Source organism: Pseudomonas jilinensis (genome assembly GCF_003586265.1).
Classification (GTDB): Bacteria; Pseudomonadota; Gammaproteobacteria; order Pseudomonadales; family Pseudomonadaceae; genus Halopseudomonas; species Halopseudomonas phragmitis.
This window is the reverse complement of record NZ_QJSA01000015.1, coordinates 25,774-51,381: the sequence shown is the minus strand read 5'-3', so window position 1 is coordinate 51,381 and position 25,608 is coordinate 25,774. Positions and strand designations below refer to the sequence as shown.

Here is a 25,608-nt window from a genome sequence, read left to right as displayed (position 1 = left end):
AGCGCGCCGCCCCGCTTTTTCAGGGCAGGCGCTGTACCAGTTCGACCCGCCGGTTGCGCTGACGGCCAGCCTCATCCAGATTGCCGGCGGCCGGCGCATAGGGGCCGACGCCCGCGCTCTGCAGCCGGTTGGCGGCCACTGCGTAGTCACTACTCAAAGCCTTGACTACCGCTTCGGCCCGGGCCGAAGACAAGCGCAGGTTGTGCTGTTCGCTACCGGTATCATCGGTATGCCCGACCACATACAGGCGCAGCGCTGGATGCTGGCCCAGCAACTCGGCAATGGCTTGCAGCGTAGGAGCCGATTCGGGCTTGATGGCGGCACTGTCGGTATCGAAGTGGATGCCGTAGATCAACGCCTTGCCGGCTTCCTGCAGGTCTCGGTACAGCCCTTCGGCGTTCACCTGAATCAGGTCATCGGCGCGCCCGCGTCCCTCGATCACTACCTGCTGGATCGCCGCCCGGTCAGCATGCCCGCCAATGTAAAGGGCTACGTGAACCGGGCCCTGGCTGCCGTCGCGCTGATAGACCGCGTAGTAGGGGGCGGAGTGGTAGTTGTAGACATTGCCCTCTAGCGATAGCCGGTCACCCAGCGCTTTGCGCTCGCGCTGATTGCCGCAGGCGTCACGCTGGCATTGCCAGAGCAGCTCGAAGCCGCCGTTCTCCAGTGCGGCCTGATAGTTGTCCCAGAGTTTCAGGGTCGAGACATTGCGCACTTCGTAGAAGTGCCGGGTCAGGTCGCCGACCAGTGGCAGCGGCTCGGCGGCACTGCCGGGCGGGGCCGGGAGGATGAACTGCTCATAGTCGCGGCGTTCGCGATTGCGCACGCGGGCTCCGGGGTAGCGTGACAGCAGTGGATGGTCTTCGGCCCGCTGCTCGGCACTGATCTCGGGCAGGGCGCTGTCGTCGGCCTGGTTGAGATAGTCGCTATCCAGGCTGATCAGGTCGGTATCGCGCGCGACGGTTTCGACAATCACCTGTTGCACGCTCACGCGGTCGTTATGGCCGCCGATGAACAGGGCCAGGTGAATATTGTCCTGGCGCGTGAGCAGGTAATAGGGGTTGCGGTAGAAATTGTAAACATTGCCACTGACCGCCAGCGGATCAGCCATGCGTTTGACGTCACGTCCCGGACCACAGGCCTCGCGCTCACACTGGAACAGGATTTCGAAGCCGGCCCGCTGTAGCGCCGCCTGATAGTTTTCCCAGACCTTGAGGGTGGAGACGTTGCCGATTTCGTAGGTATGCCGGCTGAGGTCGCCGACCAGCACCAGTGGTTCGGTGTCGGGTGCATCGGCCGCTGCCTGTGGCAGAGCGACGTGCTCATAGGCGATGGACTCGTGCCCCTTGAGCTGCGCGCCCGGGAAGCGGCTGAGTAGTGGATGGTCATCGGCGCTGGCACCGGTGGCGGCCAGGCTGGCGATCAGGGCGAGTGTCAGGTAACGGGGCAACATGCGATATCCTTGCGTAACAGTGAATTCCCTTGCAGGCTCCAAGGATAAACCGAATCGGCGCAGATTGCGCAGCAGCGGACGGGGCACTGCGACCTGACCTGTCGCAGGCAGCCTGATACTATCGCCGACAACAACCGCATTCGACCAGGATCCGCCATGCAGGACGCCGACCGCCTTTCACCCGGCCTGATGATCATCCACGGCAACCGCCTGGAAAGCCTGCGCCAGTTGATGGTCGACTGGCTGCGTGCGCACCCGCTGGCACCGCTGGAAAATGAAGTAGTGCTGGTGCAGAGCAATGGCATTGCCCAGTGGCTGCAGATGGCGCTGGCGGCCGATCCTGAGCAGGGCGGCTGTGGGATTGCCGCGGCGCTGGAGGTGCAGTTGCCGGCGCAGTTTCTGTGGCAGGCCTATCGCGGGGTGCTTGGCCGTGAAGCGGTGCCAGAAAGCTCGCCGCTGGACAAACAGCCACTGACCTGGCGGCTGATGCGCCTGCTCCCGGCCCTGCTCGAACAGCCGGATTTCGCCCCGCTGCGGCAGTTTCTCGCCGATGACCAGGACTGCCGCAAGTGCTACCAACTGGCGCAGCGCCTGGCTGACCTGTTCGATCAGTATCAGGTGTACCGCGCCGACTGGCTGAATGACTGGGCTGGCGGCCAGGATCGGATAGCGCTGGCGCGCGAGGGCTACCGCCAACTGAGCGCCCAGGAGCGCTGGCAGCCGGCCCTGTGGCGGGCGGTGCTGGCTGACGTCGGGGTCGAGCGGCTGCGCGACAGCCGCGCCGGTATTCATCCGCGTTTCATCGAGCAGTTGCTGGCCGCCGGTGAGCGTCCGAGCGCGCTGCCGCGCCGGGTGATCGTGTTCGGTATTTCCTCGCTGCCGGCCCAGACCCTGGAGGCGCTGGCCGCCATAGGGCGTTTCAGTCAGGTACTGCTGGCGGTACTCAACCCCTGCCAGCATTACTGGGGCGACATCGTTGCCGACCAGGATCTGCTGCGCCATCAGTACCAGCGCCAGCAGCGCCGTCCGGGCACTCCCGTGCAACTGGACGATGCCAGTCTGCACCAGCATGCCCACCCGCTGCTGGCGGCCTGGGGCAAACAGGGGCGCGACTACATCAACCTGCTCGATCAGCACGACGAGCGCGGCAGTTACGAGACCCGTTTTGCCGCCATCAACGGCGGGCGGGTCGACCTGTTTGAACCGCCGTCCGGCGAGCGCCTGCTGCAGCAGTTGCAGCTGGATATTCTCGACTTGCGCCCGTTGGCGGAAACCCGCAGCTACTGGCCAGCGGTGGATAGCCAGGCAGACGACTCGATCCGTTTTCATGTCGCCCACAGCGCCCAGCGCGAGGTGGAAATCCTGCATGATCAGTTGCTCGATGCCTTTGGCCGCGATCCGAGCCTGAAGCCGCGCGACGTCATCGTCATGCTGCCGGATGTCGATGCCTATGCGCCGCACATTCAGGCGGTCTTTGGCCAATATGGCGTGGACGATCCCAGACACATTCCCTTCACCCTGGCCGATCAGGGCCAGCGTGGCCGCGAGCCGCTGCTGATCGCCCTGGAGCACCTGCTGGGCCTGCCCGACAGCCGCTTGCCGGTCAGCGAAGTGCTTGACCTGCTGGATGTCGCCGCGCTACGCCAGCGCTTTGCGCTGAGCGAGGCTGACCTGCCGACTTTGCGACGCTGGATCGAGGGCGCTGGAATTCGCTGGGGGCTGGATCGCCAGCGCCGTGAAGCGCTGGGCATGCCGGCCGGGCTGGAAGCCAACAGCTGGCGCTTTGGCCTGCGTCGGATGTTGCTCGGCTATGCCGTGGGCGACAGCCAGGCCTGGGCCGGTATCGAACCCTATGACGAAGTCGGTGGGCTGGATGCCGCCCTGGTTGGCCCGCTCGACCAGTTGTTGCAATGCCTGGACCGGCATGAGCAGGCGCTGCGCACGCCGGCTGCTCCCGCTGTCTGGGGTGAGCGGCTGCGGGCCTTGCTGGAGGACTTCTTCAGTCCGGCCAGCGACCGGGACCAGTTACTGCTGGCGCAGTTGCATGAAGGGCTGGCGCACTGGCTGGAGTTGTGTGACGGCGTGGCCCTGGAGCAGCCGTTGCCGCTCAACGTGGTTGCCGAGGCCTGGTTGCAGACGCTCGGCCAGAGCGCACTGGGCCAGCGCTTTCTCGCTGGCGCGGTGAATGTCTGCACCCTGATGCCGATGCGCGCCATCCCGTTTCGCCGGGTCTGCCTGCTGGGCATGAACGATGGCGACTACCCGCGCGCCCAGCCCCCGCTGGACTTTGACCTGATGGGCAACGATTACCGCCCGGGTGATCGTTCGCGCCGTGAGGATGATCGCTATCTGCTGCTCGAGGCGCTGCTCTCGGCACGAGATGCCCTGCACGTCAGTTGGGTCGGGCGTAGTATCCGTGACAACAGCGAGCGACCGCCGTCGGTGCTGATCGGACAGTTGCGTGACCATCTGGCCAGTGGCTGGTCCGCTTGCGACAGCGGCGATCTGCTGGCGCAACTGACCACCGAACACCCATTGCAGCCATTCAGCCGCCGCTATTTCGATGGCAGCGACCCGGCGCTGTTCAGCTATGCGCGTGACTGGTGTCGGCTGCATGACCAGGTTGCGCCGGCAGGCGCCGAAGCGGCGCTGGCGCCGCTGACGCCGCAGGCACCGATCAGCCTGGCCGACCTGCAACGCCTGTTGCGCCAGCCGGTCGAACACTTCTTTGCCGAACGGCTCAAGGTCTGGTTCCGTGATGATGAGCTGGGCAATGCCGATGACGAACCCTTCGGGCTCAATGCGCTGGAACAGCATCAGCTCAGTCAGTGGTTGTTGGAACAGGCCTTGGCCGGTGGCCCGCAAGCCGACTGGCAGGCCCTGCTGCAGCAGGGCTCCGCCCGTCTTGCCGAGCGTGGCCAACTGCCCCTGGCCGGCTTTGCCGAACTGGCCCGGCAGCAACTGGTCGAGCCGTTAGGCGAGCAGTTGCAACGCTATCGCCAGCAGCTGGAACTGTGGGATCAGCTTCAGGAACAGCCGTTGGCGCTGCAGGTCGAGGTGCCGGGCCTGGTACTGCAGGACTGGCTTAGTGGGGTGCGCCGTTCATCCGAACTGGAAGGCCTGCTGGTCCTGCAACTGGAAACCGGGCGACTGCTCGATGGCAAGGGCAAGCGTCCGAGTCTGCGCTGGCGGCGCTTGCTCAACGCGCTGTGTCTGCATGTGGTGGCCAGCGCCAGCGGCCAGCCATTGACCACCTGCCTGATTGGTGTGGATGCCAGCGTGCAGATGCTGGCGCTGGAGCCGCAGCGGGCCCGGGAGATCGTCAGCGACTGGCTCGGGGCCTGGCTTGAGGGCCTGCGTCAGCCGCTGCCGGTGGCGCCGGTCAGCGCGTTTGCCTGGCTGACCGAACGTGACGAGCACAAGGCGCTGGACAAGGCGCGCGAGGCTTACGAGGGCTCGGGGTTCAGCCAGGGCGAGGTGCAGCGCAGCGTGGCGTTGCAACGCAGTTATGCGGATTTTGCCAGCCTGCTGCAGACCGGCGCCTTCGAGCGCTGGGCCCAGGCGCTGTATCAGCCGTTGGCACTGGCGCAGCAGGATGGCTGGCTGGAGTTCAGCAGTACCGGGGAGGCTGATCAATGAGTACTGAACAGTTGCCGCTGGCGCTACGCTGCCCGCTGCGTGGCAGCCGCCTGATCGAGGCCAGTGCCGGCACCGGCAAGACCTTCACCATTTCGGCGCTGTATCTGCGTCTGGTGTTGGGGTTGGGCAATGCGGCTGATTTTCCCCGCGAGCTGTTGCCTTGCCAGATTCTGGTGGTGACCTTCACCGATGCGGCAACCCAGGAGCTGCGTGACCGCATCCGTGCGCGTCTGGTCGAGGCCGCCCAGGCGTTTCGTGGTGAGTTGCCCGAGCCCGACCCGATCATCACCAGCCTGCGCGCACAGATCCCGGACGCGCAGTGGCCCAGCTGCGCCCGCAAGCTCGAGATCGCGGCCCAGTGGATGGATCAGGCGGCAGTCTCGACCATCCACAGCTGGTGTCAGCGCATGCTGCGTGAGCATGCCTTCGACAGTGGCAGCCTGTTCGAGCAGAGTCTGGAAACCGATCAGCGCGAGCTGCTGGCCGAGGTGGCCCGGGACTACTGGCGGCTGCACTGTTACCCGTTGCAGGCTCAGGCCCTGGCCTGGGTGGCGCAGCACTGGCAGCACCCGGATCAACTGTTGCAGGTGCTGCGGCCGCTGCTCGGCGAGCCGGCCACAGCTGGCGCCGAGCCCAGCTTGCAGGGCCTGATCGATCAGGCCCTGGCTGAGCAGGCCCGGCAACTGGCGGAACTCAAGGCGCCCTGGCTGGCCTGGGCTGACGAGCTGGAGCTGTTGCTCGAGCAGGGGGTGGCGCAGAAGCTGGTCGATGGGCGCAAGCTCCAGCGGCGCTACTACGCACCCTGGTTTGAGCTGGTGCGGCAGTGGGCAAGCGATCCGCAGCAGGTCGAACTAGCCTTGCCGGAGGCGGCCTGGAACCGGCTCAGTGAAGAGGGGCTGGACGAGGCCTGGAAACAGGGCGCACCACCGACCCATCCGGCGCTGCGGCAATTGCCGCAGCTGCGTCAGGCGCTGGCACAGCTGCCCGGCCCCCAGCAACCGGCCCTGCGCCATGCCGCGGCCTGGGTCGCCGTGCGTTTCGAGGCGGAAAAGCGCCGCCGCGCGCAGATGGGTTTTGACGATATGCTGAGCCGTCTGGACGCTGCCCTGCAAGGCCCTAACGGGGCGCGTCTGGCCGAGGTGATCCGCCAGCAGTTCCCGGTTGCCCTGATCGACGAGTTTCAGGATACCGATCCGTTGCAGTACCGGATCTTCGACGCCATCTACCGGGTTGCCGAGAATGATCAGGACAGTGCCCTGCTGCTGATCGGCGACCCGAAACAGGCGATCTACGCATTTCGTGGTGCCGACATCTTCACCTACCTGCAGGCCCGTAGCGCCACCGCGGGCCGGCATGAAAACCTCGACACCAACTATCGCTCCAGCCAGAACATGGTGGCGGCGGTCAACCGGGTGTTTAGCCAGGCCGAAGCCAACAACCCGCGCGGGGCTTTCCTGTTCCGTCGGGCGGCTGACAACCCGCTGCCGTTTTTGCCGGTCCAGGCCCAGGGACGGAGCGAGCAATGGACCCTGGAGGGCCACCCGGCAGCGGCTTTGACGGCCTGGTATCTGCCCGGCGAGACGCCGATCAGTGCCGAGAGCTACCGTCAGAGCATGGCCGAACGCTGCGCCAGCGCCATGGTCGAACTGCTGCAGGCCGGCCAGCGCGGCGTTGCTGGCTTCCGGCGTGGCGAGACGCTGGTGCCGGTCAAACCGGCGGATATGGCGGTGCTGGTGCGTACCGGCCGCGAGGCCCAGTACATCCGTCAGGCGCTGGCCGAGCGCGGGGTGCGCAGTGTCTATCTGTCGGACAAGGACTCGGTGCTCGACAGTCTCGAAGCCCGTGACCTGCTGCGCTGGTTACGCGCTTGCAGCGAGCCGGGCAATGATCGCTTGCTGCGCGCCGCGCTGGCCAGCCCGACCCTGAATCTGAGCTGGGCCGAGCTGGAACGGCTGAATCAGGATGAGCGTTACTGGGAGCAGCGTGTCGACCAGTTCCGTGATTACCGTCGGCTGTGGCTGCGCCAGGGCGTGCTGCCGATGTTGCATCGGCTGCTGCACGACTTCGGCTTGCCGGCCCGGCTGCTGCAACTGGGTGATGGCGAGCGCCGGCTGACCAACCTGCTGCACCTGGCCGAACTGCTGCAAAGCGCCGCCCGTGAGCTGGATGGTGAACAGGCGTTGATCCGCCATCTGGCCGAGCAGATCCAGCAGCCCGGTGCCAGCGCCGCCGACGAGCAGGTGCTGCGGCTGGAAAGCGATGCCGAGCTGGTCAAGGTGGTGACCATCCACAAGTCCAAGGGGCTGGAATATCCGCTGGTGTTCCTGCCGTTCATTGCCGACTGCCGCCCGGTCGATGGCCGTCAGCCGCTGCGGGTGCACGATGGCGTGCGCAGCCAACTGGTGCTCGAGCCGGATGAGGAGACCCTGCGCCGGGCCGACGATGAGCGCCTGGGTGAGGATCTGCGCTTGCTGTATGTGGCCCTGACCCGGGCCCGGCACGCCTGCTGGCTGGGGCTGGCCGACCTGAAAAAGGGTCAGGGCAAGGCCTCGACCCTGCACCGTAGTGCGGTTGCCTGGCTGCTCGCCGGTGGTCAGCCATTGCCGGAGTCGGCGGCGCTGCCGCGTTGGCTGGCCGCCTGGGAGCAGCCCGGTGAGATCGAGGTGCTGCCGGCGCCTGAGCCGCAAGCCCAGGTGTACCAGCCGCCGCAGCCGGCGCAGACTGAACTACGCGAGCGCCAGCCCGTGCACCGGCGCTTTCAGAACTGGTGGATCGGCTCCTACAGCGCCCTGGTCAGCGGTAGCGAGGCGCCTGATAGTGCGTTGTCCGAGCATCTGGGCGATGACGAGCGCAGCAACCGCTTTGTGCCGCTGCGCCCGGGTGAGACGCCGACCATCCACCGCTTCCCGCGCGGCCCGCAGCCGGGCACTTTTATTCATGGGCTGCTGGAGTTGGCCGGACGTGAGGGTTTTGCCCGTCTGGCCGAGCCCGCGCGCGGCTATGAGCTGTTGGCGGCGCGTTGTCAGCGCCGTGGTTGGGGCGAGTGGAGTGCTTGTCTGAGCGACTGGTTGGGGCAACTGCTGCGCCATCCCGGTCTGCTGCCGGATCAGCCACTGGCGCTGGCCGATCTGTTGCCGGGAACCTACCAGAGCGAGCTGGAGTTCATGTTCAGCGCCGAGCGGGTCGATGCCCGGCAGATAGATGCCCTGGTCTGCGCAGAGACCCTGGATACCCAGCCCCGTCCGCAACTGGCCGCCGAGCGCCTGAATGGCCTGTTCAAGGGCTTTATCGATCTGGTGTTCGAACATCAGGGCCGCTACTGGGTACTCGACTACAAGTCCAACTGGCTCGGCCAGGGGCCGGCCGACTACACCCCGGCAGCGATGCAGCGCAGCATTCTCGAGCACCGTTACGACCTGCAGTACGTCTTCTATCTGCTGGCCTTGCACCGGCAGTTGCGCGCCCGGTTGCCGGATTACGACTATGACCGCCATGTCGGCGGTGCCATTTACTGGTTTGTGCGTGGGGTCGAGGCGGACAGCGGCGGGCTCTGGCAGGCCAAGCCGCCACGTACCCTGATCGAAACCCTGGATCGGCTGTTTGCCGGCCAGACGCTGGAGGCTGTCGATGGTTGAGCGCCAATCCGAACAGGCTGACCTGTTTGCCACCCCGCCGGTCCCGGTGCCGCTGCATGACAGCCAGGCCCTGTTGGCGCTGCTTGATCGCTGGCAGAGCAATGGCTGGTTGCGCGCGCTGGACCGGGCGCTGGTCGGGCTGCTGCTGGAACAGCAGCCCGAGGCGGACCCCAGGGTGCTGCTGGCCGCCGCCCTGGTCAGTCACCAACTCGGCCATGGGCATGTCTGCCTGGATCTGACCGCGACCCTGAGCGAGCCGGACTTCGCCCTGTCGTTGCCACCCGATGGTGAGACCGGCAGCGATACTCTGCTGCCCTCGCAAGTACTCGGCGGGCTGAGTGTCGCCGACTGGCGCTCGGCGCTGGCCGCCAGTGCGCTGGTCGACAGCCGGCAGCCGGCCGAGGGCAACCGGCCGCTGGTGCTGGTTGGCGAGCGGTTGTACCTGCGTCGTTACTGGCATTACGAGCGCCAGGTGGTCGACAGTCTGGGCCGGCGCCTGGGCCAGCCGCTGCCCCAGACGGCTGACCTGCCGGCGCGTCTGCAACAGCTGTTTGCCACCAGCCAGCAACGCCCGGACTGGCAATTGCTGGCCTGCGCGCTGGCTGCGCGTGGGCGCTTCAGCATCATCACCGGTGGCCCTGGCACCGGCAAGACCACTACCGTGGTGCGCCTGCTCGGTCTGCTCCAGACCCCGGCGGTGGCGGTCGGCCAGCCGCTGCGCATCCGCCTGGCCGCGCCGACCGGCAAGGCTGCCGCGCGCCTGACCGAATCGATTGGTCAGCAGGTCGGTGCGCTGGCACTGGATGAGGCGGTCAAGGCGGCGATCCCGACCGAGGTCAGCACCCTGCACCGGCTGCTCGGCAGTCTGCCGGACAGCCGTCACTTCCGCCATCATGCCGGCAACCCGCTGGCGCTGGATGTGCTGGTGGTCGATGAGGCGTCGATGATCGATCTGGAAATGATGGCCTGCCTGCTCACCGCCTTGCCCGAGCAGGCACGGCTGATTCTGCTGGGCGACAAGGACCAACTGGCCTCGGTCGAGGCCGGCGCGGTACTGGGCGATCTGTGTCGGCGCGCCGACGGCGGCTGGTACAGCGCTGAGACCCGGGCCTGGCTGGAACAGGTCAGTGGCCAGTCGCTGGCCGAGGCCGGATTGCTCGAAGGGCAGGCCGATACTCATGCACTGGAGCAGCAGACCGCGATGCTGCGTCACTCTCACCGTTTTGGTCGTGACAGCGGGATTGGCGAGCTGGCCCGGGCGGTCAATCGCTGTGACGCTGAACAGGCCCGGCAACTGCTGAGCCGCGGCGGCTTCAGTGATATCCGCAGCCGACCGTTGAAAGGCCCGGGTGACCCGGCCTTTGCTGCGTTGGTGCTGGGCGAGGGCGGCCTGCCCGGCTATGCCGGCTACCTTGAGCAACTGCGCCAGGGGCGCCCGGGAGCGCAGGTCGGCGGTGGCGATCCGGCCTGGGAGCAGTGGGCCAGATCGGTACTGCAGGCCTTTGATCGGTTCCAGCTGCTGTGCGCGGTGCGCAAGGGCGACTGGGGCGTTGAGGCGGTCAATCAGCGGGTCGCCAGCCTATTGTGCCGGCGCGGCTTGCTGGCCGGCGAGCATGGCTGGTACGAGGGCCGGCCGGTGTTGGTGACCCGCAACGACTACAGCCTGGGGCTGATGAATGGCGATATCGGCATTGCCCTGCGCATCCGCGAGCCGGCGCTTAATCCCGCTGAGCCCGAGCGTGAGGCGCTGCGGGTGGCATTCCCGCGCAACGATGGTAGCGGGGGCATTCGCTTTGTCCTGCCCAGCCGTTTGCCCGATGTCGAAAGCGTGTTCGCCATGACCGTCCACAAGTCCCAGGGCTCGGAGTTTGCCCATGCCGCACTGCTGCTGCCGCCGGCGCGCAACCCGGTGCTGACCAAAGAGCTGGTGTATACCGCAATCACCCGCGCCAGTGCCCAGTTCAGCCTGCTGGAAAGCCGCGAGGGCGTGTTCGAGGAGGCGGTGCGCACCCGGGTACGACGGATCAGCGGACTGGCGCTGGAGCCGGCCGGTCAGAGCTGAGCGGCGTAGTAGTAGGCCAGCGCCGCCAGGGTAAAGCCGTCGCTCAGTTCACCGGCGAGCAGGCGTTGGCGTAACGTCTCAAGCGGTAGCAGGATCACACCGGTTACTTCGCTGTCATGCTCCCCGACCCGGTCGCTGGCGCTCAGGCGGGCCAGATACAGTTCGACGCTGGAGGCCAGAATAGCGCTGTTGGGCTGGTAGTGGCCAAGTCGAGTCAGTTGCTCGGGGCGGGCCTGGTAGCCGGTTTCTTCGCGCAGCTCGCGGCAGGCGCAGGCCAGGCTGGTTTCGCCCGGCTCGCCATAGCCGCGCGGGATCTCCAGAGCTTCCCGATGCCCCTGGGCCGGGCGCCGGGTTTGCACCAGCGCTACCTCGTGCTCATCGACAATGGCCAGTACGGCGGCACCGTTGCGCGCGCCATCCTCGACTACCCAGTGGAAGCCGTCTTCGCGCACTACCCGGAACCAGGGGTTTTCGTATTGCGTGCTCATTTGATCTCCAGGCCCATAAACTGGCGCAGACGTGGGTACATGCCGAACCAGTTGCGTCGGGTCAGGTAACCTTCGCCGACATCGGTCATCTTGTCCTCCAGGTAGTTCAGCGCTTCATCGGTCAGGAACCGGGCGACTTCACCAGCGCCCAGGCTGGAGATGAAGTTGAACACCTTGAGTGGGTATTGAATCAGTTCAATCTCGCGGCGCAACGCCTTGAAGGCGATACCCGAGTCGAGCACGGCTTCCGGCACACCCTGCAGAAAGCGGATGTTGTCCTGCAGAAAGCCCTCGTTGGGGACAGCGAACAGCGCGTTGTAGGCCGGGTCGATGACCTCGGCGCGAAACCGGGCGAAGGCGTCCTGGCCGCGACTATGGAAAAACGCCTGGGCATGGCTGTACCAGTCCGAGCGGGAAATGCATTGCTGGCCGCGCAGCATGAACAGTGTGCGTTCGCCATCGGACTCGAAGACCTGGCCGACCGCGTCGGGGCTGTCGAGCCGGCGAAAAATCTCATCGCGCAGGCTCTCGCGCGCCAGCACTAGAGTTTCCAGTCTGGGTTTGACTTCGCCCAGGGCCTGCTGCAGGCGCTGCAGGCGGTGTAGCAACTCGTGCTGCTGTTGACTGCTGAGCTGGCCTTTGCTCGGTGCGCCGGGCAGGCTGGAAATAATGAAGTTGTCCGGCAGTGCCTGGTAGTAATCGAGCAGGCTGGTGTACTGGCTGAGGTTGAAACCACGGATCACCAGTTTGCCGCTGCCTTCTTCGTTGAGGTACTTGATCACGTTCTGCTGGCTCAGGGCTTGAACCACTTCGGCATTGTCGATCAGCGTGTTGGGTGACAACACCACTCCATCGGCAAAGGCCAGGCCGGTGAGAAAACGCTTGCGCCACTCGGGGCCGGACAGCCCGCGTACCGAGTCGCAGTTGGAAAGCAGCAGCTTTTCCTTGAACAGCATGATTGAGCCCGTGTGCGGAGATTGTTCGCATGGTAGGCGGCGCGGCGTGATTGTGCGAGAGGGGGGCTTGAAAATCATGGCTTTTGCCCTAGATCAATACTGAGTGTCGCGATAATCCCGAGAATGTCATTGCTGTCGTTTTGGTTATCAGCCACAGGAGGAGTCGTCATGAACAAGACACTGTTTCCGCGTGACCTGTTTGCCGAATTCGATCGCCTGCAGCGCAGTATGCAGGAAGCCTTCGAGCGGTCACCGGCCATTCGCGGTGTGGGACGCGGCGGGTTTCCCGCTATCAATACCGGGGTTACCCCGCAGTCTGTAGAAATCTTTGCCTTTGTGCCTGGCCTGGCGCCAGAGACGCTGGAGTTGCACTTGGAAAAGGGAGTTCTGACCCTCTCTGGCGAGCGGCCCAGCGTGCACGATCCAGCCGACACATCACGTAACAGCCATCTTGATGAGCGCTTCAGCGGACGTTTCCGGCGGGTCATCAGCCTGCCTGACGATATCGATCCGGAACGGGTTAGTGCCCGCTGCCGCGATGGTGTGCTGCATGTCAGCATCCAGCGCCGGGTGGAGGTTCAGCCCCGGCGTATCAGTATTCAGTGAGGAGGTGTGTGATGAACTCCGCAAAAGATAAGGCGCTGCAAGGGGTAGAAACTGCGCGCTTGCCGGCTATCAGCCCGGCGGTTGATGTGCTTGAGGACAGTGAGGGCATCACTTTGCTGGCCGATATGCCCGGCGTTAGACGAGAGCAACTGCAAATCGATGTTGAAGGTGACACCCTGACATTGGCTGGCGAAATCAGTCTGCAAACCCCTGAGGCCATGGAAGCCAGCCATGTTGAATGGCAGGTGCCGCGTTACCGGCGGGTTTTCACCCTGTCGCATGAACTTGATCGTGACGCTATCAGTGCCCGGTTGGAACAGGGGGTCTTGCATCTGCGCATTCCCAAGCTGGCCCAGGCCCAGCCACGCCGAATTGTCATCGAACCGGTCTGAGGAGGTGCTCCATGGACATGCGATATATCAAAGACAGCGCTTCGGCACTGTGGGACTCGGTGGCCGAGGGTTGGCGCCATCTGACCCGCTCGGCCGGCAGCGCCCTGACCACGTTTCACCCCGGCGACAAGAGCGATATGCCCAGCGCCGCCTCGGTCGATGATGAACACTACCTGCCAACCCAGAGCTGGTCGATGCTCGGTGGCGATCTGTTCGAGGACGAGAAGCGTTTGGTGGTGCGCCTGGAAGTGCCGGGTATGCACAAGGATGACCTGGTGATCGAGGTGCTGGGTGATAGCCTGGTGGTCAAGGGCGAAAAGCGTTTCGAACAGGAGTCCAGTGAGGGACGTTGGCGGGTCATGCAGTGCGCCTATGGCAGTTTCCGTCGAGTTGTGCCGTTGCCGGCCGAGGTGGAGGCGGATTCCGCCAAGGCCAGCTATCGCGATGGTGTGCTGAGAATAGAGTTGCCTAAACGGCATCCCGGTGCAGCCCAGGGCCGGCACATCAAGGTCGAGTGAACGCCAGGGCGTTCGTGTTCTGAACCAGGTTCTGGAACAGCTGCGAGGGTGACTTGCAAGGAGTGGTCCGGGTCTTCGCGGGCCCGGATCGCTCCAGTCAGGTCTCAGGCTGCCAATTGCTGTCAAGCTGACATTGATAGGCTATACTCTCGCCCCAAGAATGGGCGCCAGGTTTGCGCCGTAATAAGAACAACGATCAGATCCGTCACGTGTGCGGTATTCACGTACAAGGGCTGGCAGGGATGATCCGTGGGTCAGGGAGTGATGAGGTATGGCGGGCAAGGCATTTCACGGCAGTTCCCTCAAGTACTACTGGTTGCTCGGCCTCTGTGGTCCAGCGATGGCTCAGGCCACAGAGATGGCCGATGCCCTGGCCGACATCGAACAGCGCATGGCCTACTGGTCACCGCAGCTGTATCAGGAAATCAAACTCGGTAATCAGCGCAATATCGCCACCCTCGGGCTGATGCTGCCGCTGACTCAAAACCCCGACCATCTTCTGTTTGCCGACTTGCGCGGACGCGCCGATGATCGTTCCTCTCAGGAATATAACCTCGGTTTGGGGTTCCGCTGGGAGGCTGATGATGAGCTGCTGTTCGGCCTGTATGGCTATTACGATCATCTGCACAGCCGTGAGGGCAACCGTTTTCGTCAGGCCACGTTGGGGCTTGAAGTGCAGAGCGCGCTCTACAGCGCTCGCGTCAATCGTTACGTTCCCGTAGGCCGGCGTTCGGCATCTGTTGGTGGCCAGTTCACCGATACCGAGGTGCGTGATGCTGAGTTGCAGGTGATCGACTCGCAACTGACCTTCGTCGCCGATGGCGTGATTCAGAATACCTTTCAGCGCGAAGAGCGCTCGCTCGGTGGTCATGATCTGGAGCTGGGCTTTCACATACCCGGTATTGCCCATGATGTGGCCGTCTATGCCGGCTATTACAAGTTTGATGCCAGTGGCGCTCGTGCTGTCGAGGGGCCGCGTCTGCGCGCCCAATGGCAGGCGCCGCTGGATGGCCTGAAGGCCGGCGCCAGCCTCAGCCTGGGTGCTGAGTGGCAGAATGATGGAGTGCGTGGCACCAACAGTTACGTCAGTGTGGGCTTGAACATTCCGCTCGGTGGCGGTAGCCGCAGTGCACAGCGCAGTGGCAGCGACTGGCAGCGTGATCGCATGCTTGCCCAGCCGGTGCGCGATGTTGACGTGGTGGCGATCGACAGCACGCGCAAAGTGGGCTCGGTAACCTTGCCGGCGGTCAACGAGCTGGCGGTCTACGAAGATGGTCAGGCCATCGGCCGAGTAGTTTATGCCCAGGCCGGGGCCAGCGGTGACGGTACGGCGGCCAATCCGGCGGGGTTGACCCAGGCGCTGAACAATCTGGTCGAGGATGACGGGCTGTTGGTGCTGAGTGCCGGCGGCGGAGCCTTCGCCGAAGGAGGCAACCTGTCGGCCAACAGCCTGCGGGTCTTGTCCGGCGGAGCGGGTATCACTGTGCGTGGTTCGACCACCTCAGGCCTGACCGGTGTCTTCAGTGCGCCTGAGGGGCGTGCCCAGCTGGATACCGGGCTGACGGTCAGCGGTAATGACGCGCGCATTTCCGGAGTCGACCTCAATGGCGGGTTGATCGCCAATGGCGTCAGTGATCTGAGCCTGACGCAAGGCCGCGTAGGTGATCTGCAGCTCAATGCGGTCGGCGGTCGCGTGCAGCTGACACAGATGCAGGTCTCGGGGCTGCAAATCGACGGTGGCGATGCCGATGTGCACTTCGCTTCCGGCAGCCTGGAGCGCAGCCAGGCGGGCAACCTGCTGGATGTGCGCAACATGACCGGCGGTTCGTTGCAGGTCGATGCGCCTGTGCGCGCTACTGGTGCGTCTGGTGGTGTTTTTCTGGATGCCAGCCCGAATACTGAAGTGCATCTGGCTGGTGGGGTGGATATCGCCATCAATGCCGGCGATGCCTTCGTGGCGCGTCAGCTCGGCAGCCTGTCGCTGAGCGGCAGCAACAGCCTGGCCAGCGATGGGGGCAGCGCGCTGCGATTGGAATCGCTGAGTGTGGGCAGTGCCGGTTTGGCGCTCGATAGCCTGACCTCGCGCGCTGCCGCCGGATATGGTGTGCAGCTTGAAGACGTTGCCGGTGAGCTGAATCTCGCAGAGGTGCTGATCGAGCAGGCCGGCAGTGACGGGATACGCATCAGCGGCGGCAATGGATCGTTGCAGATGGGCGCGGTGCAGATTCGTGACAGCGCCAATGTCGGCCTGAACCTGGAAGACAGCAGCACCGATATTGTGATTCAGCGTCTGGATATCGAAGGGGGCGTGACGGCCATCGATTTGACCGCCGCGACCGGGCAGATCGAGATCGTTGACGGTGGTGATATCACAGGTTTTAGCAGCGTTGGTGTGCAGTTCAGCAATACCGATGATACAGCGCGCAGCGCCAACGCGCAGTTCCGCTTCGGAGGTGGCAGCATCGTCGCCGGTCCGGGTGGTTTCGTGCTCGACGGCATCGGCCTGGACCCGCTCTCGGGCCTGTACGATTTCACCGGTGTCGACCTGCAGGGTGATTTCCGTTTCAACCCCAATGCTGGCGTGATCGGTGATCTGTACTTCGTGGCTGCCAGCGCCACCGGCAATGGCAGCGGCAGTGATACGGCCAATCTGGCCAGTATTGCCGACGCCCAGACACGCGCCGACAGTGGCCTGGCGACCACCTTCGTATTCGTCAACGACGGCAGCGTTATCGATGTCTCCGGGTTGGCTGGTGGAACCTTCCAATTGTCGGCCGGGCAGGCGATTACCGGTTTTGGCAATGGCAACAGCCTGGGGCTGGATGTGCCGCTGAATATCATTGGCGATATCGCTGGTGCGCAACTGCTCGACCCGACCGGCAACGGCGCGGCCCAATTGACCAGCAACAGCGGCAGCGTGATCAGTACCGCCGGCAACAGTCTGATCAGCCACGTCGAATTGGTCGGCAACGGCAACAGTGCGGTCTACGCCGATGGCCACAGCGGCCTGAGCCTGCTCGGCACGCAGATCAGTGGTGTCTATGATCAGGCGCTGGCGCTGGTCGGCATGAGCGGTAGTGTCAATCTGCTGAACAACCATATCGTCGGCACCGGCCAACTACTGCGCATCGACGGTGGTGACGCCGAGGTAAACATCAGTGTCGGCTCCGGACTGTTGCAGGGCCAGGGACTAAGCATTCGCGATACTCTGGGTGGCAGCATCAGCATCCAGGGGGCGCAGTTGGCGACCCAGGGTGGGGCGGCAGTAACGCTCGACAACAATGCTGCCGACATCAGCCTGAGTCAGTTGCAGATCAATCGCCAGGCTGGCGATACCGCCTTCTTGATCGATACCTTCAGCGGCGACAGCACTGGCCGTATCAGTTTGTCCGGCAGCCTGGACAGCAACAGCGGCACAGCCTTTGATATTGGCCGTGGCGCGCGCGACATTCTGGCCGGTGGCATTGCCATCAATGCCACCGGCGGAACGGCGCCGTTGGTACGCATCGACCAGCAAAGCGGTGGCAGCATCGCGCTGGGCAATTTGCTCAGCAGTGGCTCCGGCGCAGCCAGTGTGATCATCAGCACTAACCAGAGCGGCGGGAGTCTGAGCTTCGCTGATGTTCAGATCAGCGGCTACAACAGCCCCGGTGGGCAGGCCATCAGTCTGCAGGGTAATGGTGCTGGCAGCGTATCCTTTGACAGCCTGTCGCTGACGGTCAGCGCGGGTAACGGCCTGCGCGCCGAAGGTGTCAGTCTCAGTGCTGGCCAGCCGGTGCACCTCGATCAGCAGCAGGGTGTGGCGCTCAATCTGCAAAACGTCAGCGTCGGTGGCCTGCAAATTCAGCTGGAGGCCGGAAACCTGCTTGGTAACGCGGTACTGGTCAATGGTCTTGAGGGTGATCTGCGTTTTGCCGGTGTGACCAGCATCAGTGGGGCTGGTGGAGATGCCATCGTGCTGGACGGGATCGACGGCACCCTGAGCTTTGACCAATTGGCGCTCAGTGGTATCGCAGGCGCGGGTCTGACGATGGGCTCGCTGGCAGCCAACAATGGGCAGGTGACGATCGAGGACGGTAGCATTGATGATGCCGCCCAGGCGATTGTGGCGATCAATACCGAAATACTGATCAACGCCTTGCGAGTGGGCGGCAATGACCCGATCAATAACGATGCCATCGTGCTGATCAATAACGATGCCATCACGCGTCGCTATCGCCTCAATCAGCTTGAGGTGGATGCCGGCGGTCATGGTTTGAGTGTCGACAACCAGGGTAGTGGCGATCTGTGGCTGGAACTTAATGACAGCCGCATCGGTGCCGATGGCAGCGCTGTGCGGGTAGACGGCAGTGCAGGCAGTGGCGAACTGTTTGTCACCGCCTTGCAGGGCAACCAGATTGTCCGTGCCGGTAGCGGTGCGATGCTGTTTGAGAGCGTGATCTTTGATGCCGACCCGCTGGCTGCCGGCTACCAGTCGGTGGCCGGTGGTGATATCGCAATCGGTAATCCACTTGATCTGGGCGCCATCGAGGGCGATGGCCTGTGGCTGAATAATGTGCTCGGTAATCTTGCGCTGTCGGCGCTGGATATTGCCAACAGCAACGGCACCGGTTTGTACATCCGCGATGCTGAAGGCAAGGGCGGCAGCTTCGCCTTCGCTAACAGCGGCGGCAGTATCGATACTCAGGGCGGCAGCGCCATCGACATCGACCCTGTCACCATGGACTCGCAGTTTGCCAGCGTGCGTTCAACCGATGCGGCTGGCAGCGGCATTCTCATTGATACCATCTCAGGCTCGATAGTCATTGGCGCTACCCAGGTGATCAATGCTGGTGGCGACGGCATTGTGGTGATCAATTCCGACGGCGACTTCAGTTTTGGCCAGACCCTGATCGAGCAGACCGGCCTGGACGGTATTCGCCTGGACGGCGCCAGTGGTGAGCTCAGTTTCGGCGACGTCAGCCTGCTAGATATCGGCGCTACAGGAGTCAATTTCGAAGGATTTTCCGGCAGTTTCAACGCCAGCCGACTGGATGTTGATGGCGCACGTACGGCCATCGACCTGACGCGGGCCGCCGGTATTATCCAGATCGCTCAGGGCGGCGTGCTGGAAAACTTCAGCGAAACCGGTATCCAGTTCAGTCGCAGCGATGATCTGGCTGACAGTGCTGACGCACTGTTCATCTTCGGCGGGGGCAGCATCACCGCCAGCGGTGCTGCCGTGGTACTCGACGGTATTGGGCTGGACAGCACACGGGGTACCTACGATCTGACGGGCGTGGCGCTGAACGGTAATTTCCGCTTCAACCCGTCTGCTGGGCAAGTGGGGGATCTGTATTTTGTTGCCGCCAATGCCAGTGGGGCTGGCGATGGCAGTAGTGTCAGCAATCTGGCTTCGGTCAGCGCCGCGCAAGCGCGTGCCGACACCGGGCTGGCTACCACCTTCGTATTCGTTAACGACGGTAATGTGGTCGATTTCAGCGCCTTGGCTGGCGGCAGCTTCACCTTGTCGGACGGTCAGGTGGTCAGCAGCTTCGGTAATGGCAACAGCTTCGGCCTGGAAGTTCCGATCAATATCATCGGCGTGCCAGCCGGGTTGTCGATCTCAGACCCGACCGGCAATGGTGCTGCGGTACTGACCAGTAGCACCGGCCATATCATCAGCGTCGGTAATGGCAACCAGATTCGCCACGTTGCCTTCTCCGGTGGCAGCAGCGCCATCTTTGGCGATGGTTTCAGCGACCTGAGTGTCAGCAACAGCGTGTTTGGCAGCAGCAATGACTTTACCTTCGACCTGCGCAATGCCAGTGGCACGCTGAGCTTCAGTCACAATGATGTAAATACGGGCAGTGGGCTGCTCAACCTTGACGGTGGCAACGCCAATCTGCTGCTCAGTGCCGGCAGCGGGGTGCTGAGCGGCGGCCTCCTGCAGGTGCGCAACACCACTGGCGGCAGTGTGCAGGTCAGTGGCGCCAGTTTGCAGGCCAATGGTGCCTCAGCGGTGTTGCTGAACAATAACGTCGCAACAGTCACGCTCAACGACACCAGCTTGTCTTCCGCCACCAACCACTACCTGTTCAGCATTGATCAGGGCGGCGCCAGCACCGGAGCCATTACCCTGAACAATGTCACCCAGAGCGGTGCGTTGGCCGGTGGGGCCTTTAACATCGGCGCCGGTGCTCGGGATATCAACGCCGGAGGCTTCAACCTCAACGCCGGTAATCTGAGCGCACATCTGATCGACATCAACGGCCAGAGTGGCGGCACCATCAGCCTGGGTAACATCACCAGTGACGGCCATGCCGGTTCAGATCATGTGATCCGCATGGCTGGCCAGAGCGGCGGCACGCTCAACTTTGGCGCGGTGGATATCGATGCTTTCAACCGTGTGGGCAACAACGCCGTGACCCTCAGTGGCAGTGGCGCGGTGCACTTCGGTGGCCTGGATCTGGTCACCAGCCTGGGCCGAGGCCTGGCTGCCAGTGGCGGTCTGACCCTGGGTATCGACCAGTCCAGCCGTATTCATACCACCAACGGCCAGGCCTTGAACCTGAACAATGTGGTGATCCATAACGACGGTATCACCCTGGATTCGGTGCGCTCCACCAGCGCCAGTGGCGCCGGTGTCCTGGCCCACGGCATTCACTTGCAAGCCACCAGCGGCGGCACCTTGCAGATGGACGAGGTGCAGATCAGCAGCGCGGGCAACCGCGGCATCAATATCCAGGGCAACACCAACGATATGGTGTTCAATGACCTGGACATTCAGGGCGGCACCCGGGCGCTGACCCTGATCCAGAACAGTGGCGAGATCACCTTCAACAACGGCAATTTCGGCAACACCCTGGATCTGGGCGGCTTCGGCATGCGCATCGAGCAGCAAACGGCCACGGGTACGGTCAACCTGAACAACATCAATGTCCAGACCCCCAGTGCCAGCACCCTGAGCCTGGCTAACAACAGCGGCACGGTGAACGCCACCGGCGGCACCTGGACCCACTCGGCCACCCAGAGCGTGGTGCTGGTCGATAACGTCAGCGGTGATATCAACATCGGCGCCAACCTCGTGCACACCGGCGACTCGTCCGAACAGGGGGTCGTGACGATCGATGGCACCAGCGGCACCCTGTTGTTCAGTGGCGACATGACCAACAGCAACGGCGCTTATCTGGTGCGCATCGGCAACCTGTCCGCTATCACTGGCGGCAGCATAACCCTGAATGGCATCCTGACCGACAGCAACAGCCGCGGCAGCAGCATCCACAATATCGGTGCCGGTGCCAGCGTGACCCTGAACGGTCTGACCACCAACACCACCACCGGCGCCAACCACGGCCTGACCCTGTTGAACATTGCCGGTACTGTAAACCTCAACGGCACCACCAGTCTGAGTAATCTCGGTGGTTCGGGTGTGCTGGCCAACAACATTAGTGGCGCGGTCACCATCAACGATCTGATCGTGGACGGTGCCAGTGCCTACGGCCTGCGGGTGGGCAATGCCGTCGCCAGCAGCGGCACCCTGACCATCAACGGCGGCAGCATCAATGGCACCACCGATGGCGGCATTCTGGCCAACAACGCCAACCTGTCCCTGAACAACCTCACTCTGGGTAACAGCGGCGCCCTGGCCAACACCGGCATTGAGGTGGTCAACAGCGACCTGGCCAGCCGCACGGTCAGTCTCAACAATCTCACCGTGAACACCCTGGGCCGGGGCATTTACTTGCGCAAAACCGGCGCGGGCGATCTGCGTTTGGCGGTGGATGGCAACACAGTGAACGCGGGCACTGGCGCGGGTATGGAACTCAACGGCACTGCCGGGGCCGGTACGCTGTTCATCACTAGTCTGGACGGCAACACCATCAATACCGGCGCTGGCGGTCTGCTGGTCGACAATGCCATCTTTGACGCCGATCCCGATGCTGCCGGCATCCAGCAGGTGGCCGGTGGCAACACCAGCATTGGTGACCTCATCAACCCCAGCAATATCAGTGGTCACGGTTTGTGGCTCAATGATGTGCTGGGCAGCATCGGCTTCGGCACACTCAATATCGGCAACGATGGTGGTACGGGCCTGTTTATCCGCGATGCGGACAAGGGCGGCAGCGAGGAATTCCTGTTCGGCAACACCGCTGGCAGCATCAACACCACCAATGGCACCGCCCTGGATATCGACCCGGTGACCATGGCTTCTACCTTCGCCAGTATTACCTCCACCGATGCCGCCGGCCACGGTCTGTTGATCGATCAGATCTCGGGTGATATCACGATCGGGGCCACCACTGTGACCAATGCCGGTGGCAGCGGTATTGTGGTTAGCGACTCCGACGGCAACTTCAACTTCGGCACTACCATCATCGACACCACCGGCAACCACGGGGTGACGCTGAGCGGCGCCACCGGCGCGATTGGCTTTGGAAGTCTGAATATTGAAGCCATTGCCAGCACCGGGGTGGACTTCGAGGGGTTCAGCGGCACCTTCAGCGCCGACACCCTGAACGTGGGCGGCGGTGTGACCGCGATCGACCTGACCAACGCTGGTGGCACCATAACCGTGACCAATGGCGGCACCCTGGAGAACTTTACCGGTACCGGCGTGCAGTTCAGCCGTACCGATGACACCGATGACAGTGCCAATGCCAGTTTTGTGTTCGGTGGCGGCAGCATCGTTGCCAATCCTGGTGCGGTGGTTATGGATAGTCTGGGACTGGATGCAACGCTGGGCAGTTACGACTTTACCGGCGTTAGTTTCAGTGGTGACTTCCGCTTCCCAGGCAAGGCGGGGCAGTTCGGCGAGCTGTTCTTTGTCGCTGCCAATGCCACCGGCCTGGGCGATGGCAGCAGCATCAACAACCGCGCCACGGTGGCTGCTGCGCAGGCCCGTGCGGATACCGGCGAGCTGACCACGTTCGTGTTCATCAACGACGGTGGCGTAATTGATTTCTTCGGCCTGGCCGACAACAGTTTCAAGCTTTCCGACGGCCAGGTAGTCAGCGGTTTTGGCAACGGCAACAGCTTTGGCTATGAGGCGCCGGCGAACCTGATTGGCGACTTCGGCGCCATCGATATCCAGGATCCCACCGGCAATGGTGCCGCGCTGCTGTCCACGGCCACAGGTAACGTGATCACCCTGGCAAACGACAACCGCATCAGCCACCTGCGCATCGGTGGCGGTGTGCATGGTCTGCATGGCGACAGCTTCACCAACCTGACCGTGGAGCAGGCCGAGTTCCTGGCTGGTAGCGGCTACCTGTTCAATCTGGTCAATGCCGGCGGCAATGTGGTCATTCGTGACAACAGCATCAATGTCAGTGGCCAGTTGCTCAATCTGGATGGCGGTGACGCCAACCTGCTACTGCAGGCCGGCAGCGGCGTTCTCAGTGGGCATGGGATGCGTCTGCGCAACACCACAGGTGGCCAGTTGCAGGTCAGTGGGGCCAGTCTGAATGCCAACGGCGCTGCCGCACTGACCCTGAACGGCAATGTCGCTCCGGTGACTCTGACCGACGTCAGCCTGGCTGGGACCACCGCGCACTACCTGTTTGATATCGACCGCACCACAGCCAGTAGCGGTGCCATCAATCTGGGTAACAGCACGCTGGGCAGTTTCTCCGGTGGCGCACTGTACATCGGTGCGGGGGCGCGGAATGTCAATGCCAGTGGTTTCAATATTGTGGCGGCCAGCCAGAGCAATCGTCTGGTGGATATCGCTGGTCAGAGTGGCGGGGTGATCAGTTTCGGCAATATCACCAGTACGGCACAGACCGGGGCCGGATACAGTGTGATCCGGGCGCAGAATCAGAGTGCTGGCAATTTGAGTTTTGGTACGGTGAATATTAGCGGCTTCGACTCCGCTGGTGGCAATGCCGTGATACTGGATGGTGCTGGTGGCAATACCGGCGCAGCCAGCTTTGCGGAGCTGAATATCAACAGCCAGTTGGGTAGCGCATTCTTTGCCGCCACCACCGGCCTAACCATTCTCGACGGTAGTCTGAACGTTGCTTCGGGGCCGGGCCTGACGCTGAATTCGGTCGCTATAGGGGCTGGCGGCATTAATCTGGATCTGGTCAGCGCAGTGATCTCCGGTGGCGGCAGTGCCGTCAATATCACCAACAGCAGTGGCAATGTGATTATCGGTAACGTCAGCGCGAGCAGTAGCTCGGCCAGCAACCTGTTGACGCTGCAGAACAATACCGGCAGCTATCGTTTTGATGCCTTGAATCTGAACTACACCGGCACCGGTCTTGCCTTTAACGCAGATAATACCGGCAACCTGATCGTCAACAACGCGGGAACCGGGATCAGCTCTACATCCGGTCCGGCGTTACGCATCGTGGGTACTGCTGTATCTGGTTCGGGCTTTAGTCAGATTACTCGCACTGGCACGGCCTCAGGTGCGGCCATTGAACTGTCCAACAATACCGGCACTACCCGTTTGAACGGCGTCAACGTCAATGGCAGCGGCACTGTCTTCAGCGTCAGTAATGCGGGCACACTGGAAGTGCTGGGTAGTGCCAATACCATCACGACCAACGCCAACTCGACGGCATTGAACGTCGCCAATACCACCATTGGCGCTGGCGGCCTGAATTTCCGCTCGATCAGCTCCACCGGTGGCACCAACGGCATCGTCCTGACCAATACCGGCTTGCAGGGCGGTATCAATGTGACCGGTGTGGGGACTACTGTTGGCAGTGGCGGCACCATCAGTGGTACCAGCGGATCGGGTATTGTCCTGACCAATACCGTCAATGCACGCTTTAACGGCATGATTGTCACCGGCACAGGCAGCCATGCTGTGGATGCGGCTGCCTTGTCCGGACTGACCGCGGGCGCCAACGCCTTTACCTTCAGCAATGGCCAGATCCTCAATGCTGCAGGTGACGGCATCACCATGACGCGTACCTCAACCAACATCGTCGGCGGCCTGACGCTGACCAACGTGCTCTTTGATGGCTATGCCCGCAATGGTCTGTGGGTTAGCAACTCGTCGGGTAACAGCATTGTGAATATGGATGGCGTGACCTTCCGCAATGCCAATGCGCTGACCAATGATCAGGCGGTACTCTTTGCGGCCGCACTGAATGGCAGTGCAGGCTTTGACATCACGGTACGTGATTCCACCTTTGGCTCTGCTTTCGGTTCCGGCATCGACAGCATCTGCTGCAGTGGCATCCGTCTGAATGCCGAGGGTAGTGGCAGCCATCGGCTTGATGTGGCCGGCAGTACCTTCCAGAACATCAGTCGCGCAGGCTCTGGCACCGGTATCGTCGCGACCGCCACGCAGACCGCGCAGATGGAGTTGCTGATTGCCAACAACCAGTTCATTGACCTGGACTCCAGCAGTCTGGCGCTTGGGGCCTATGACAATTCGGTGGTCAATGGCAGTGTCACCAACAACCAGTTCAGCGGCCCTAACCTGGCCGCCAGTGTGGCGGTTCGCCTGGTGGGTGATGGGGGGGGTACCGGCAACTTCAGCGGTCGTTTTGTCATCAGTGACAACATTATCAATGGCCTTGAACAGGCTGTGGTGGCCCTGTCACGCAATACCAGCAGCGGCCGGCTGGATGTCAGCATCCTCAACAACAACATCACCACCAGCTTCAACAATGAAGAGTCGATCATGCTCAACGGGGTCAATGCTGGCGCAACACTGTGTGGCAACCTGCAGGGCAACAGCATCAACCACACCACGACCTTCTTTGATGATATTGGCATTTTGGCCGAGGGTGGCAGCCAGATTTTGATTGCCCAGGGCAGTGATGCGGCTATCAGCGCGGCGAACCTGGGGGCGACTGTCTATAGCGAGGGCAGCATCACCTACAACAGTGTCTGCCTGACACCATGAGAATAACAACC

10 protein-coding genes are annotated in these 25,608 nt (G+C 62.9%); 7 read left to right on the top strand and 3 right to left on the bottom strand.

Annotation, left to right across the window (positions count from 1 at the left end):
• Window positions 1-19: 19 nt before the first annotated feature.
• Window positions 20-1,453 carry an OmpA family protein gene (locus tag C2846_RS15585; protein ID WP_119701908.1) on the bottom strand — a complete coding sequence of 478 codons (1,434 nt, stop codon included), beginning with the start codon at window positions 1,451-1,453 and terminating at the stop codon, window positions 20-22.
• A gap of 156 nt (window positions 1,454-1,609) precedes the next feature.
• Here C2846_RS15585 and recC point away from each other — a divergent pair, with 156 nt between their 5' ends.
• Genes recC through recD form a run of 3 tightly spaced genes read left to right on the top strand, consistent with a single transcriptional unit; the run spans window position 1,610 to window position 10,789 of the window.
• Window positions 1,610-5,092, top strand: a complete 3,483-nt coding sequence (recC, locus tag C2846_RS15580) for an exodeoxyribonuclease V subunit gamma (protein WP_119701907.1) — start codon at window positions 1,610-1,612, stop codon at window positions 5,090-5,092.
• Window positions 5,089-8,727, top strand: coding sequence for an exodeoxyribonuclease V subunit beta (recB, locus tag C2846_RS15575; protein WP_119701906.1), 3,639 nt, complete (start codon window positions 5,089-5,091; stop codon window positions 8,725-8,727). Before recC ends, recB begins: the two co-directional genes overlap by 4 nt.
• Window positions 8,720-10,789, top strand: coding sequence for an exodeoxyribonuclease V subunit alpha (recD, locus tag C2846_RS15570; protein WP_119701905.1), 2,070 nt, complete (start codon window positions 8,720-8,722; stop codon window positions 10,787-10,789). Before recB ends, recD begins: the two co-directional genes overlap by 8 nt.
• On the opposite strand, the gene C2846_RS15565 is transcribed toward recD, so the two are convergent.
• Both C2846_RS15565 and C2846_RS15560 read right to left on the bottom strand, forming a co-directional pair.
• Window positions 10,780-11,277 (bottom strand): NUDIX hydrolase, encoded by a 498-nt coding sequence (locus C2846_RS15565; RefSeq protein WP_080048565.1) that lies wholly within the window; start codon window positions 11,275-11,277, stop codon window positions 10,780-10,782. The genes recD and C2846_RS15565 overlap by 10 nt on opposite strands.
• Complete coding sequence (locus C2846_RS15560; protein WP_119701904.1) at window positions 11,274-12,233, bottom strand: hypothetical protein; 960 nt, start codon at window positions 12,231-12,233, stop codon at window positions 11,274-11,276. The genes C2846_RS15565 and C2846_RS15560 overlap by 4 nt, the downstream gene beginning before the upstream one ends.
• A 168-nt stretch (window positions 12,234-12,401) precedes the next feature.
• On the opposite strand from C2846_RS15560, the gene C2846_RS15555 reads away from it, so the two are divergent.
• The 4 genes from C2846_RS15555 to C2846_RS15540 all read left to right on the top strand — a co-directional run bounded on the left by C2846_RS15555 (window position 12,402) and on the right by C2846_RS15540 (window position 25,597).
• Window positions 12,402-12,839, top strand: coding sequence for an Hsp20/alpha crystallin family protein (locus tag C2846_RS15555; protein ID WP_080048563.1), 438 nt, complete (start codon window positions 12,402-12,404; stop codon window positions 12,837-12,839).
• 11 nt (window positions 12,840-12,850) lie between these two features.
• Window positions 12,851-13,231, top strand: coding sequence for an Hsp20/alpha crystallin family protein (locus C2846_RS15550; RefSeq protein ID WP_080048562.1), 381 nt, complete (start codon window positions 12,851-12,853; stop codon window positions 13,229-13,231).
• An 11-nt stretch (window positions 13,232-13,242) separates the two neighbouring features.
• Window positions 13,243-13,749 carry an Hsp20/alpha crystallin family protein gene (locus C2846_RS15545; RefSeq protein ID WP_080048561.1) on the top strand — a complete coding sequence of 169 codons (507 nt, stop codon included), beginning with the start codon at window positions 13,243-13,245 and terminating at the stop codon, window positions 13,747-13,749.
• Between the two features lie 271 nt (window positions 13,750-14,020).
• Window positions 14,021-25,597, top strand: coding sequence for an inverse autotransporter beta domain-containing protein (locus C2846_RS15540; protein ID WP_119701903.1), 11,577 nt, complete (start codon window positions 14,021-14,023; stop codon window positions 25,595-25,597).
• The last annotated feature ends 11 nt before the right edge of the window (window positions 25,598-25,608 follow it).

Coding starts and splice junctions, on each gene's coding strand:
- C2846_RS15545 (WP_080048561.1), top strand. CDS start 13,243: ATGGACATGCGATATATCAAAGACAGCGCTTCGGCACTGTGGGACTCG.
- C2846_RS15550 (WP_080048562.1), top strand. CDS start 12,851: ATGAACTCCGCAAAAGATAAGGCGCTGCAAGGGGTAGAAACTGCGCGC.
- C2846_RS15585 (WP_119701908.1), bottom strand. CDS start 1,453: ATGTTGCCCCGTTACCTGACACTCGCCCTGATCGCCAGCCTGGCCGCC.
- C2846_RS15560 (WP_119701904.1), bottom strand. CDS start 12,233: ATGCTGTTCAAGGAAAAGCTGCTGCTTTCCAACTGCGACTCGGTACGC.
- C2846_RS15540 (WP_119701903.1), top strand. CDS start 14,021: ATGGCGGGCAAGGCATTTCACGGCAGTTCCCTCAAGTACTACTGGTTG.
- C2846_RS15555 (WP_080048563.1), top strand. CDS start 12,402: ATGAACAAGACACTGTTTCCGCGTGACCTGTTTGCCGAATTCGATCGC.
- recD (WP_119701905.1), top strand. CDS start 8,720: ATGGTTGAGCGCCAATCCGAACAGGCTGACCTGTTTGCCACCCCGCCG.
- recB (WP_119701906.1), top strand. CDS start 5,089: ATGAGTACTGAACAGTTGCCGCTGGCGCTACGCTGCCCGCTGCGTGGC.
- recC (WP_119701907.1), top strand. CDS start 1,610: ATGCAGGACGCCGACCGCCTTTCACCCGGCCTGATGATCATCCACGGC.
- C2846_RS15565 (WP_080048565.1), bottom strand. CDS start 11,277: ATGAGCACGCAATACGAAAACCCCTGGTTCCGGGTAGTGCGCGAAGAC.